General features: G+C 56.8%; 12 protein-coding genes. 9 read left to right on the top strand and 3 right to left on the bottom strand.

From position 1 onward, the window contains the following. Window positions 1–17 precede the first annotated feature (17 nt). The 5 genes from ACQG0T_RS04700 (at window position 18) to ppnP (ending at window position 2,654) form a co-directional block, all read left to right on the top strand. Entirely contained in the window at window positions 18–476 is a 459-nt protein-coding gene (locus ACQG0T_RS04700; RefSeq protein WP_003859141.1) for a YaiI/YqxD family protein, read from the top strand. Window positions 477–620: 144 nt separating this feature from the next. Beyond that, entirely contained in the window at window positions 621–1,145 is a 525-nt protein-coding gene (gene aroL / locus ACQG0T_RS04705) for a shikimate kinase AroL (protein ID WP_017383154.1), read from the top strand. Window positions 1,146–1,189: 44 nt separating this feature from the next. Then, window positions 1,190–1,381, top strand: a complete 192-nt coding sequence (gene yaiA, locus ACQG0T_RS04710) for a protein YaiA (protein ID WP_003859135.1) — start codon at window positions 1,190–1,192, stop codon at window positions 1,379–1,381. Between the two features lie 236 nt (window positions 1,382–1,617). Then, window positions 1,618–2,295 (top strand): AroM family protein, encoded by a 678-nt coding sequence (locus ACQG0T_RS04715; protein ID WP_003859133.1) that lies wholly within the window; start codon window positions 1,618–1,620, stop codon window positions 2,293–2,295. 71 nt (window positions 2,296–2,366) lie between these two features. Beyond that, window positions 2,367–2,654: a pyrimidine/purine nucleoside phosphorylase gene (gene ppnP, locus ACQG0T_RS04720; protein ID WP_003859131.1), complete on the top strand. Its 288-nt coding sequence runs from the start codon at window positions 2,367–2,369 to the stop codon at window positions 2,652–2,654. 47 nt (window positions 2,655–2,701) lie between these two features. Here ppnP and rdgC read toward each other — a convergent pair whose 3' ends face one another. Then, complete coding sequence (rdgC, locus tag ACQG0T_RS04725) at window positions 2,702–3,616, bottom strand: recombination-associated protein RdgC (RefSeq protein ID WP_006809928.1); 915 nt, start codon at window positions 3,614–3,616, stop codon at window positions 2,702–2,704. Window positions 3,617–3,739: 123 nt separating this feature from the next. Here rdgC and mak point away from each other — a divergent pair, with 123 nt between their 5' ends. Beyond that, window positions 3,740–4,645: a fructokinase gene (gene mak, locus ACQG0T_RS04730; RefSeq protein ID WP_047727801.1), complete on the top strand. Its 906-nt coding sequence runs from the start codon at window positions 3,740–3,742 to the stop codon at window positions 4,643–4,645. An 82-nt stretch (window positions 4,646–4,727) separates the two neighbouring features. Here mak and sbcC read toward each other — a convergent pair whose 3' ends face one another. Next, entirely contained in the window at window positions 4,728–7,859 is a 3,132-nt protein-coding gene (sbcC, locus tag ACQG0T_RS04735; RefSeq protein WP_426723746.1) for an exonuclease subunit SbcC, read from the bottom strand. Beyond that, window positions 7,856–9,061 (bottom strand): exonuclease subunit SbcD, encoded by a 1,206-nt coding sequence (gene sbcD / locus ACQG0T_RS04740; protein WP_017694432.1) that lies wholly within the window; start codon window positions 9,059–9,061, stop codon window positions 7,856–7,858. The genes sbcC and sbcD overlap by 4 nt, the downstream gene beginning before the upstream one ends. A gap of 187 nt (window positions 9,062–9,248) precedes the next feature. On the opposite strand from sbcD, the gene phoB reads away from it, so the two are divergent. From phoB to brnQ, 3 genes are all read left to right on the top strand, one after another. After that, entirely contained in the window at window positions 9,249–9,938 is a 690-nt protein-coding gene (gene phoB, locus ACQG0T_RS04745; protein ID WP_003859122.1) for a phosphate response regulator transcription factor PhoB, read from the top strand. Window positions 9,939–9,959: 21 nt separating this feature from the next. Beyond that, window positions 9,960–11,255: a phosphate regulon sensor histidine kinase PhoR gene (gene phoR, locus ACQG0T_RS04750; RefSeq protein ID WP_017383159.1), complete on the top strand. Its 1,296-nt coding sequence runs from the start codon at window positions 9,960–9,962 to the stop codon at window positions 11,253–11,255. 409 nt (window positions 11,256–11,664) lie between these two features. Further along, the gene (gene brnQ, locus ACQG0T_RS04755; RefSeq protein WP_003859118.1) at window positions 11,665–12,984 is read left to right on the top strand and encodes a branched-chain amino acid transporter carrier protein BrnQ; all 1,320 of its coding nucleotides are present in this window, start codon (window positions 11,665–11,667) and stop codon (window positions 12,982–12,984) included. Window positions 12,985–13,003 lie beyond the last annotated feature (19 nt).

Raw genomic sequence — 13,003 nt, forward strand, 5'->3', positions numbered from 1 at the left:
CATAATGGGGAGAGACTATGGCGATTTGGGTTGATGCGGACGCGTGTCCGAATGTCATCAAAGAGATTTTATTTCGTGCTGCCGAGCGCGTGCAGATGCCGCTGACGCTGGTGGCGAACCAGAATATCCGCGTGCCGCCCTCCAGATACATCCGTTCTCTGCGCGTTCCGGCCGGGTTTGACGTGGCGGATAACGAGATAGTACGCCTGTGTGACGCAGGAGATCTGGTGATCACCGCGGATATCCCGCTGGCTGCCGATGTACTGGCGAAAGGGGCGGCGGCGCTGAACCCGCGCGGAGAACGCTATTCGCCGGCAACGATCCGGGAGAAGCTCACCATGCGTGATTTTATGGATACGCTTCGTTCCAGCGGCGTGCAAACCGGTGGGCCGGACAGCCTGTCGCAGCGCGATCGCCAGCAGTTTGCCGCCGAGCTGGATAAATGGCTGCTGGAAGTGAAGCGCCGCCCGGCGTAGCCCACCTCCGGGCGGTTTTGTGGTACAGTGTGGCTTCCACAGGCTTGTCATTCCGTACCGCTTTGCAGTAAAGTTAGCGCAACATCTACTGCAATCATTTCTTTACAGCCTTCAGTTATCCGGCAGCAAGGGGAACACCTGGTTATGAACCCACCCATCTTTTTAGTTGGCCCTCGCGGCTGTGGGAAAACCACCGTTGGTCTGGAGCTGGCGCGTCTGTGCCAGAGTCAGTTTGTCGATACTGACCATTGGCTCCAGGAGAATGCCGGTAAGACCATTGCCGATATCGTTGAGGATGAGGGTTGGGAGAGCTTTCGTGCGCGTGAAACAGCCACGCTGGAAGCGGTGACCGCGCCGTCAACCGTGATCGCGACCGGTGGGGGCATTATTCTGGCGCCGTATAACCGCCAGTTTATGCGCGAAAAGGGTGTCGTGATCTACCTCTGTGCCCCGGTCTCTACGCTGGTGGGGCGGCTGGAGGCGTTTCCGGAAGAGGGACAGCGCCCGGCGCTGACCGCGAAACCGCTGAGTGAAGAGGTCAGCGACGTCCTCGCCGAACGCGATGCACTGTACCGCGAGGCGGCACACCACGTTGTGGATGCGTCAGCGTCACCCGAGAAAGTTGCGATTCAGATTATTACCGCCCTGCGTTTGGCTTGCGCCAGCTAACAGCCGTCTATACTCATAGCTCAGACATAAAAAAAGGATGAGCTATGCCAACCAGACCTCCCTATCCACGTGAAGCCCGCATCGTTACCGTTGAAAAAGGTAACGGCGATCAGACCGTAACCTGGTACCAGCTGCGTGCCGATCACCCTAAACCTGATTCGCTGATCAGCGAACATGAAACCGAACAGGAAGCGCTGGATGCGAAACGGCGCTATGAGGATCCTGAGAAGTCCTGACAGGAATCCGAATTCGTTACAACCGTGCCTGAATCACACTTTTAACATATCGCTGATGTTAAGCAGCAGTTAATATTTAGTTATTACAGGTGGATTCGGAAAGGCCAGTCGATCTTTACATTACGGTGTAGAGATCCCCTGCTACCCTTGGTGCTGTTTTGTTGAAAAAATGAACAGTGCAGCGTAGTGAGCCTGTACTTATGTGGCAGTTGTGGTAGTAACGGAAGGCGATCAAAATGAAGGCGACGTTGGCGATCCTCACGATTGGTGTGGTGCCTGTAAGCGAAGTATTACCGCTCTTAACCGAGCATGTCTCTGAACAACAAATTACGCATCTCAGTCTGTTAGGGAAGCTCAGTCGGGAAGAGGTCATGGAAGACTACGCGGTCGGAGAGGGGGAAGATCCCCTGGCAACGTTACTCAGTGACGGTAAACTGGCGCATGTGTCGCGCCAGAAAATCGAGCGCGCGCTACAGGGCGTGATCGAAGTGCTCGACAATCAGGACTATGACGTTATTTTGCTGATGAGCACGGCACCCGTTAAAGGGCTCAGCGCGCGTAATGCCATTCTGCTCGAACCGATGCGGATTATCCCCCCGCTTGTGGCCTCAATTGTTGATGGTCATCAGGTTGGGGTCATCGTTCCCGTTGAGGAACTGCTGGATAACCAGACGGTGAAGTGGGCCGCGCTGGAGCACACCCCGCTGTACGCACTGGCAAACCCGTTCTGGGACAGCGAAGCGAAGCTGATTGCGGCCGGGCAGGAGTTGATCGACAGAGGGGCGGATGTCCTGATGCTCGACTGCCTGGGCTTCCATCAGCGGCATCGTGATTTACTGCAAAAGGCGCTGGATGTTCCGGTGCTGCTCTCTAACGTCCTGATGGCGCGCCTGGCGTCAGAATTACTGGTGTAATGATTTTGCGTGACAGGTCATGAGCATGGCCCCTATAGTGGATTTTTCTCAATAAATATAAGGGCCAGTTCATGCTTCAAAGTAACGAATACTTTTCCGGTAAAGTGAAATCCATTGGTTTTACCAGCAGCAGCACTGGCCGCGCCAGTGTCGGCGTAATGGCGGAAGGGGAATACACCTTTGGCACCGCAGAAGCGGAAGAGATGACGGTGGTCAGCGGCGCGCTGAACGTCCTGCTGCCGGGTGAAACGGAGTGGAAAGTCTATAGTGCCGGGCAGGTCTTCAACGTGCCGGGCCACAGCGAGTTCCATTTACAGGTTGCAGAGCCAACCTCTTATCTGTGCCGCTATCTGAAATAAAAGCATGCCGGGTGGCGCATTCGCTTACCCGGCCTACGTTTTGCCTGTCAGCGCTGCGCTTCGCCGCCGAGACCTTCCACCAGGTTCTGAATCAGCGCCGCCAGCTCGCCGGTCATCAGGATAAAGTCTGCGTCAAAGCGCTGAGCATAATCTTCGCGGTCGATATCTTCGTTCTGATCGCGCAGTTCATCGCAGAACTTAAGGCGCTTCACGGAGCCGTCATCACACATCACAAACTGAATGCGCTGCTGCCAGTCGAGTGCCAGTTTGGTCACCACTTTGCCCGCTTCAATGTGCACGGCGATTTCGTCGCTCACCAGATCCTGTTTCTTCGCGCGGATCACGCCGCCATCTTCCAGCAGCGCTTTCAGCTCTGCTTCATCAAGGATCTGGAAGCCCTGCGCGGCAGTCCCGCTGCGCACCCACTCGGTCAGGGTCAGCTCAATCGGCGTTTCCAGCGCCAGCGGTACCACCGGTAATGAGCCAAGGCTCTTACGCAGCAGCGCCAGCGTATCTTCCGCTTTTTTGGCGCTGGCGCAGTCCACCATGATCAGCCCGTTAACAGTGTCGATCCACATCATGGTCTGGCTAAAGCGGCTAAAAGCGCGCGGCAGCAGCGAGTGCAGCACTTCATCCTTCAGCGAATCTTTTTCGGTTTTTTTAAGCTTACGGCCCTGTTCAGCTTCCAGCTTGAAGATCTTCGCTTCGAGCGCCTGCTTAACCACGGGCGTCGGCAGGATCTTCTCTTCTTTACGGGCGCAAACGATGATTTGCCCCGTGCTGCTGGCGTGGGTCAGCGCATCGCTTTGAGAACCCATTGGCGGAACCCAGCCGGTTTTTGCCATATCCTGGCTACCGCAAGGGGTAAAGGAGTAAGCGGCTAACTGTTTTTCCATCTCTTCTGCACGCAGCGAAACGTCGCGGCTGAGACGGTAAACCATCAAATTTTTGAACCACAGCATGATAATTTCCACGGCCTTGTCGTTAAATCAGCGGGCATGATAACGAATTGTCGCATCGCTTGCATTGCTAATCGGGAAGCGGGCTTCTACTCTGTTGATAATCAAAATAATGAGGAGTGTCTTGTGCGTATTGGGATTGATTTGGGCGGCACCAAAACAGAAGTTATTGCGCTGAGCGAGCAGGGGGAGCAACTGTTTCGCCACCGTCTGCCTACGCCGCGCGATGATTATCACCAGACCATAGAGACGATTGCCCGCCTGGTCGATATGGCAGAGCAGGCAACGGGCGAGACGGGCACGGTCGGGATGGGGATCCCTGGCTCCATTTCGCCATATACCGGCGTGGTGAAAAACGCCAACTCCACCTGGCTCAACGGTCAGCCGTTTGATAGAGACTTAAGCCAACGCCTGAACCGGGAGGTGCGTCTGGCGAATGACGCTAACTGCCTGGCGGTGTCTGAGGCCGTGGATGGCGCAGCAGCTGGCGCGCAGACCGTATTTGCGGTCATTATCGGCACTGGCTGCGGGGCGGGCGTGGCTATCGGCGGGCGTTCGCATATTGGCGGCAACGGCACCGCGGGCGAGTGGGGGCACAATCCGTTGCCGTGGATGGATGAAGATGAACTCAAATACCGCGCCGAAGTGCCGTGCTACTGCGGCAAGCAGGGCTGTATTGAGACCTTTATCTCCGGCACGGGGTTTGCCACCGATTATCACCGTCTGAGCGGCCAGCCGCTGAAAGGTAACGAGATTATGCGTCTGGTTGAGGAGCAGGATCCGGTGGCTGAACTGGCGCTCAGCCGCTACGAAATGCGGCTGGCTAAGTCCCTGGCGCATGTGATCAATATCCTCGATCCCGACGTGATTGTACTGGGCGGCGGCATGAGCAACGTCGACCGGCTGTACGCCACGGTGCCAACGCTGGTGAAACAGTGGGTATTTGGCGGCGAGTGCGAAACGCCGATCCGCAAAGCCGTCCACGGAGATTCCAGCGGAGTGCGCGGCGCGGCGTGGCTCTGGCCGGAATAAACGCAAAACCGTTTTTGATGTTTGTGCCCTCTCCCCGTGGGAGAGGGCCAGGGTGAGGGCACCAGAGCGCATCATTCCCCATTTACTGCACCGCAAACTCCCTGTCCAGCCTGCTATATCCCAGCCCGTTGATCTTCTTCACTTTGATCTGCACCGGAATGCGCTCTTTCATTGCCTCTACGTGACTGATCACGCCGATAGTTTTCCCGGTGGCGTTCAGCGCGTCGAGCGCGTCCAGCGCGGTGTCCAGCGTTTCGCTGTCGAGCGTGCCGAATCCTTCATCCAGGAACAGCGAGTCAATGCGCGTTTTGTGACTGACCAGATCGGAAAGCGCTAAAGCCAGCGCCAGACTGACCAGGAAACTCTCCCCTCCGGAAAGGGTACGGGTATCGCGTACCGCATCGGCCTGCCAGGTATCGACCACTTCCAGCTCCAGCGCGTCGCTGGCTTTACGCTGAAGCAGATAGCGGCCATGCAGACGGTTGAGCTGCTGGTTGGCAAGCCACACCAGATTATCCAGCGTCAGCCCCTGGGCGAATTTACGGAATTTATCGCCGGTGCTGGAGCCTATCAGCGCATTGAGATAGCCCCAGTCGTCGGCCTGACGCGCCGCCTCCTCAATCTGCTGCATAAGCGCCTGCTGGTGCAGACGGTTATCGGCGTCCTGTTTGAGCTGCTGGCGGATCTCCCCCTGATGCGTGGTGTTGTCCCAAAGCTGTTGCGCCAGCTGGTGTAACTGCGCCTGAAGCGTTGCGGCATCTGTTTCCAGCCCCTCGGGGCGCTGTGCCTGATGCGCCTGAAGCTGCTGGCTTGCCTGCATCGAAAGCGCCGTGGCCTGCTGGAGCTGGTTTTCCAGCGTCTGCTTTTGTTGTTCAAGCTGGTGGATCGACGTTTCATCCAGCAGGGCGGAGAGAAATGCGTCCCGATCGGCAAAGCAGCTCGCGGTCAGCGCGGCGTTGAACTGAGCCTGTGATTGCTGGAGCCGTTCACGCTCAAGCGTCTCCTGTTGCTGTAGGGTGGTGAGCTGACTTTGCAGCGACACGCATTCGTCGTGGATGCCGCGCCAGTTCTCAGGGATAACCGCGTCGGCTTCTGCATCATTGGTAACCGGCAGCGTCTCCAGAATGGGCATCAGGGCGTTAATACCTTCCTGAATCGTACCGTGCTGGGCCTGTTTTTCCTGCCACAGGGTATATTCGCTTTCGCGCGCGCTCAGCCAGGCGCTTTCAGCCCCTTCATCGGGCACGCTAAGCGACAGCGATTGTAACGAGGCCGCCAGCGCCTGACGCGTCGCCGTCAGCTGCTGCTGGTACTGGCGCGCCTGACCTTCCTGTTCATTGAGCTGGTTTTGCAGCGTCAGACGCTGGCTGAGCTGATACAGCTGGCGTTCATACTGTTCCTGTTCGCTCATCCAGGGGGCTATATCATCCTGAATATTCAGCGCTATGTTCAGGGAGGCGCAGACCTCCAGCCACTCCTTAGTAAGTGCTTGCTCTTCCTCAGAGAGAGCCTGTGCTTCCTCAGTCTCGCGCTGGATCTGCTGGGTCAGCGCATTCACCTGCCCGAGCACCAGCAATCCTTCCTCTTTTAGCGCAGCAACCTCTTTCTCCAGCGCGTCGCGGCGGCGCTGATTGTCAGTCAGTTCAAGCGCCTGATACTGCACAACTGCCGGATGTTCGCGTGAACCGCAGAGCGGGCAAGGCTTACCCGCTTCGAGCTGTGCACGATAGTTCTCAAGATCCTTGATTGTCGCCTCACGCTCACAGAGCGCTTTCAGGTCGGCATAGTGCTGATTTTTCTCTTTGAACTGCTGACGCCGCAGGATCAGCGTTTCATTGAGCTTAGCCTGCTCAACCTGCGCTTTCTTCACGCTTTCCGCATTATGGCGCAGCCGTTTTTGCAGCGGCTGATAGCGAGCGTGAAGCGCTGTCAGACGCTGGCGGAGCGCCCGCGATTGTGCCTGTTGCTCCATTGCCGTCGCGAGATCCTCAGCCGTCAGCGTCAACGTACTTTCAGGCATCTCAGCCAGCTTCTGACGAAGCTCAGCCATGCGCGCTGACTGGGCAACAAGCTGATTTTTATCGCGACCCAGTTGCGTAAAATGCGCCCGCCAGCCGGCAATTTCCTGCCCCCACTGACGGAAACGATCGTGTTCGGTCAGCCACTGCGTCAGTACCTTGTGCTCTGTCTGCAACTGTTCACGGTTGCGCAGTGCACCGTTGCGAATACGCGAGCGCTGCGCTGCTCTGTCGAGTAAGCGAGTATTTACTTCAACAATTCGCTCTGTTGTCTGCGCCAGGCGGGTGGTCTGCTCCTGCTGATACTCCCATAGCGGACGTAGCTGGGCGGCGGGCTGCGCCAGCTTGAGCTTCGCCAGTTGGGGCGCGGCGTCCGTCAGAGCCTGTTGCGCCTGCTGCTGCGAAGCAGCTGCACGCTGCTGCTCACGTATCAGTTCGTCGTTACGCGTAAGCCACTGAAAATCTTTCTGTTGGCTTTGCTGCTGTGCCAGCAGGACTTTTTCTTCGTCAGTAAGTGCCTGCAAACTTTGCTGCAAGTGCTGCTGCTGTTCCTCGCTCAGCAGCACAACCCCTGCGGCCTGCGCTTCGCACATCTCCAGCGCGTTACGTGCCGCTTTGTGTTTTTCGAAAACCATGGCGGAAATCTGGCCGTAAATTTCCGTGCCGGTCAGTTCTTCCAGCAGCTCAGCGCGATCGCTCGGTTTAGCATTCAGGAAGGCGGCAAACTGCCCCTGAGAGAGCAACATCGAACGGGTAAAGCGACCATAGTCCAGCCCGGTAAGCGCGGCGGTTTGTTCCAGCTTATCCGTGACTTTGTCGGCCAGAATTTTGCCGTCTTCGCAGCGGGCCAGCTCAACGCGCGGTGCCTGTAAGTTCCCGTCCGGCTGGTTGCGGGCGCGGTTCTGGCTCCAGAAAGCGCGATAAGCAACGCCTTTGACCTCAAATTCTACTTCCGCCAGGCATTCGGCGGTATCGCGCGTTATCAGGTCGTTTTGCGCCTGAGAGACCTTATTAAGACGCGGCGTTTCGTGGTAAAGCGCCAGGCAGATGGCATCCAGCAGCGTGGTTTTACCCGCGCCGGTTGCGCCGGTGATGGCAAACAGTCCGTTGCTGGCGAACGGCTCCGCGGTGAAATCAATTTTCCACTCACCCTTTAGCGAATTCAGATTTTTCAGGCGCAGGCTCAGAATTTTCATGCGTTTTCGTCCTCGTCATGGAGGGAATGCAGGGTCTGGGCAAACAGCTCGTTAAGCCTGGTGCGTCTGGCCTCGTCCACCTCTTCATGCGCAAGCCGCCGCGCGAACACCTCTTCAACCCGAAGTTCGCTAAGCGTTTCACGCTGGGCGTTGAGCAGTATTTTCTCGCGCTGCTCGCGGCTGCGGCGTACCAGCAGCACCTCCACGGGAAGGTCTTCCGTCAGCGTCTGTATTTTACGCTGCATATCGTACAGGTAGTCGTCGGTGGTGATTTCGATATCGAGCCAGACGGGGGGATTAAGCGCTGCGCCGCGCCACTGCTCAAGCTGAGCGGTAATGGCGGCCAGATCGCCTTTCAGCACCGCCAGCGGCTGGGTGACCGGCACCTCAAGCGTCTCAACGGCGCTGAGTTTGCCTCCGGTGAAGCTCACCAGATGCACGGATTTGGCCTTGCCCGTTTCGTCAAAACTGAGCGAAATGGGCGAGCCGCAGTAGCGGATATGCTCGCAGCCGCCGATGATCTGCGCCCGGTGAATATGCCCGAGGGCAATGTAGTCGGCGGGGGGGAAGTTTTGCGCCGGAAACGCGTCCAGCGTACCGATATAGATCTCGCGCACCGCATCACTCTTACTGGCTCCGACGGTGGTGAGGTGCCCGGTGGCAATGATCGGAATGGCCTGATCGCCGCGCAGGGCGCAGGCTTCCGTATGTTGCTGGTGATAATAGCGGGTGATGGCCTGCAACAGATGCTGCTGTTTTTCGCTGCCGGACAGACCTGCCTGGCTTTGCACGATATCGCGCGGGCGTAAAAACGGAATTGGGCACAGCACTGCGCCCGGCGTGCCGTCGCGTTTTTTCAGGATCTGCGGCGCGTGTCCGGCGCTGGCCACCACGGTGGTATTGAGGAACGCCAGAATATCGCGGGATTCATTCAGCGTCGCCACCGAGTCATGGTTTCCGGCGACAATCACAAGGTGACAACCGGTTTGCTGGAGGTTGACCACAAAACGGTTGTACAGCTCACGCGCATAGCTCGGCGGCGATCCGGTATCAAAAATGTCGCCCGCCACAATAATTGCGTCCACCTCGTGAGCCTGAGCCGTCTCCAGCAGCCAGTTCAGGAACGCTTCATGTTCCGCGGCGCGGCTTTTGCTGTAAAAATTTTGACCCAGGTGCCAGTCTGAGGTGTGAAGTATGCGCATAAAAGATCCGTGGCAATAATAAGAAAGCAGGATTATAAACGTTCGGGGAACGGAAAATAACCGCTGTAATAAAACAACAGTTTGCTATTTATAGTGGTAATGTTCTTCATAAATCTGTCATAAATCTGACGCATAATGACGCCGCATTACAGACTTGTAACTTAAATACGATAAGACAGGGCAAAGTATGGCGAGACGTATTCTGGTCGTAGAAGATGAAGCTCCGATCCGTGAAATGGTGTGCTTCGTGCTTGAACAAAATGGCTTCCAGCCGGTTGAAGCGGAAGATTATGACAGCGCGGTGAACCAGCTGAATGAACCCTGGCCCGATCTGATCCTGCTGGACTGGATGCTGCCTGGCGGTTCCGGATTGCAGTTTATCAAGCATATCAAACGCGAGGCGATGACCCGCGATATCCCGGTGGTAATGCTGACGGCGCGCGGCGAGGAAGAGGATCGCGTGCGCGGTCTGGAAACCGGCGCGGACGATTACATCACTAAACCGTTCTCCCCGAAAGAGCTGGTGGCGCGTATCAAAGCCGTGATGCGCCGTATTTCACCGATGGCGGTGGAAGAGGTGATTGAGATGCAGGGGCTGAGCCTGGATCCTACCTCACACCGGGTCATGACCGGTGAAAATCCCCTCGATATGGGACCGACCGAATTTAAACTCCTGCACTTCTTTATGACCCACCCGGAGCGCGTTTACAGCCGCGAACAGTTGCTGAATAACGTCTGGGGAACTAACGTCTATGTCGAAGACCGAACGGTTGACGTCCATATTCGCCGCCTGCGTAAAGCACTGGAACTGAGCGGCCACGATCGCATGGTACAGACGGTCCGCGGCACGGGTTATCGTTTCTCGACCCGTTTCTGAACAATGACAGGAGTGTGACGCGTGCTGGAACGTCTGTCATGGAAAAGGCTCGTCTTTGAACTGATCTTATGTTGTATTCCGGCCCTCATTCTGGGGGCTATCTTTGGCTATCTGCCGTGGTTTTTACTGGTGGCCGTGACGGGATTGCTCGTCTGGCATTTCTGGAATTTACTGCGTCTCTCCTGGTGGCTGTGGGTCGACAGAAGTATGACACCCCCGCCGGGAAGCGGGAGCTGGGAACCGCTACTCTACGGCCTGCACCAGATGCAGATGCGTAATAAAAAGCGCCGTCGTGAGCTGGGAAGCCTGATCAAACGCTTTCGTAGCGGTGCGGAGTCGCTGCCGGACGCGGTGATCCTGACGACAGAAGAAGGGACAATCTTCTGGTGTAATGGCCTCGCGCAACAGCTGCTGGGCCTGCGCTGGCCGGATGATAATGGTCAGAACATCCTGAACCTTCTGCGTTATCCCGAGTTCACGCTGTATCTGAAAAAGCGGGATTTTTCGCGCCCGCACAATCTGAAGCTCAATAACGGTCGCCATCTGGAAATCCGCGTGATGCCCTACAGCGATCGGCAGTGGCTGATGGTAGCGCGGGACGTTACCCAGATGCACCAGCTTGAGGGCGCGAGACGTAACTTCTTTGCCAACGTCAGCCACGAGCTGCGTACGCCGTTGACGGTGCTTCAGGGCTACCTGGAGATGATGCAGGAGCAAACGCTTGAGGGGGCGCCGCGTGAGAAAGCACTGCATACCATGCGGGAGCAGACGTTCCGCATGGAAGGGCTGGTCAAACAGCTGCTGACGCTTTCAAAGATTGAGGCTGCCCCGTCGCTGGCGCTAAACGACATCATTGATGTGCCGATGATGCTGCGGGTGGTGGAGCGCGAAGCCCAAACGCTGAGTCATAATCAGCACACCCTGAGTTTTGACGTTGATAACACGCTGAAAGTGCTCGGCAGTGAAGATGAGCTGCGAAGCGCTATCTCAAACCTGGTCTATAACGCCGTGAATCATACCCCGAAAGGGACGCATATCGCGGTGTGCTGGCAGCATACCCCGGCGGGCGCTGAGTTTAGCGTCGAGGACAACGGGCCGGGGATTGGGCCCGAGCACCTCCCGCGTCTCACCGAACGATTCTACCGGGTGGATAAGGCGCGCTCGCGGCAGACCGGCGGGAGCGGACTGGGACTGGCAATTGTGAAGCATGCCGTCAGCCACCACGAAAGCCGGCTCAATATCGAAAGCACCCTGGGTAAGGGCACGCGCTTTAGCTTCGTGATTCCGGAACGATTAATTGCCAAAAAAAGCGCCTGACGGCAGATGTGTCAGGCTACCTTTCCACGGGCCAGCGATTGCTGGCCCGTTTGCTTTGCAGTCAAGCGAAACGCGGATGAATATTATACGGCTGGTGCTTTTTTGTTCGCATGATTAGCCATGAGTTTTTCTTATACATGGCATATTATTTTGGTCTGAATTTTCATACTGGCATATTGTTCTGGTTTTACGATCCCTTCTTGCCTTTAAACGTTATAAGCGTTTAAATTGCCCCCCATATACTGTCAGACCGACTGTATTTGCGTGGTAAATCGAAAAACTATTCTTCGCCACGCCAGGACGGGAGCATATCCCGCTGAAATTGAGCAAATTTTCCGCTGTATCGTCCCGTGAGGGATGGCGAAAATCTCAACGTATTCAACACCACATCCACAGGCAGTAAGGTTTTATGACCCATCACTTGAAATCGCGTGACATTATCGCGCTGGGCTTTATGACATTTGCGCTGTTCGTTGGCGCAGGTAACATCATTTTTCCTCCAATGGTTGGCTTACAGGCGGGTGAACACGTCTGGACGGCTGCGTTTGGCTTCCTGCTTACTGCCGTGGGCCTGCCGGTACTGACCGTTATCGCGCTGGCGAAAGTCGGTGGCGGTGTGGACAGCCTCAGCACCCCGATTGGCAAAGTGGCTGGCGTTCTGCTGGCAACCGTCTGCTATCTGGCCGTTGGCCCGCTGTTCGCGACCCCGCGTACGGCGACCGTCTCCTTTGAGGTGGGTATCGCCCCGCTGACCGGTGACGGCGCGATGCCGCTGTTTATTTACAGCCTCATTTACTTCGCCATCGTGATTCTGGTTTCTCTCTATCCCGGCAAACTGCTGGATACCGTGGGTAACTTCCTGGCTCCGCTGAAAATTGTGGCGCTGATCGTGCTGGCGGTTGCGGCCATCGTCTGGCCTGCGGGGCCCATCAGCTCCGCGATGGACGCTTATCAGAACGCGGCGTTCTCAAACGGTTTCGTGAACGGCTATCTGACAATGGATACGCTGGGTGCGATGGTGTTTGGTATCGTTATCGTTAACGCCGCGCGTTCCCGCGGGGTGACCGAAGCGCGCCTGCTGACTCGCTACACCATCTGGGCTGGCCTGATGGCCGGTGTCGGCCTGACGCTGCTGTATCTGGCGCTGTTCCGTCTGGGTTCAGATAGCGCAACGCTGGTCGATCAGAGCGCAAACGGCGCGGCGATCCTGCATGCTTACGTGCAGCATACCTTTGGTGGTGCAGGCAGCATGCTGCTGGCGGCGCTGATTTTCTTGGCCTGTCTGGTGACGGCGGTGGGTCTGACCTGCGCCTGCGCGGAGTTCTTCGCCCAGTATCTGCCGCTCTCTTACCGCACGCTGGTGTTTATCCTCGGCATCTTCTCCATGGCGGTGTCAAACCTCGGTCTGAGCCACCTGATTCAGGTGTCAATTCCGGTGCTGACGGCGATCTATCCGCCATGTATCGTGCTGGTGGTGCTGAGCTTCACCCGCCCGTGGTGGCATAACTCGACGCGAATTATTGCGCCGGCCATGTTTATCAGCCTGATTTTTGGTATCCTTGATGGGATCAAAGCATCAGCATTTGCAGAAATCCTGCCAGCCTGGACACAGCGTCTGCCGCTGTCCGAGCAGGGCCTGGCCTGGCTGATGCCTTCCGTTGTAGCGCTGGTTCTGGCGATTATCTGGGACCGTGCGGCAGGGCGTCAGGTGACATCCAACGCCCATTAATCAACGGCAACAAATTGTT

This window comes from Enterobacter cloacae complex sp. 302F9 (genome assembly GCF_050030335.1).
GTDB classification, from domain to species: domain Bacteria; phylum Pseudomonadota; class Gammaproteobacteria; order Enterobacterales; family Enterobacteriaceae; genus Enterobacter; species Enterobacter hormaechei_C.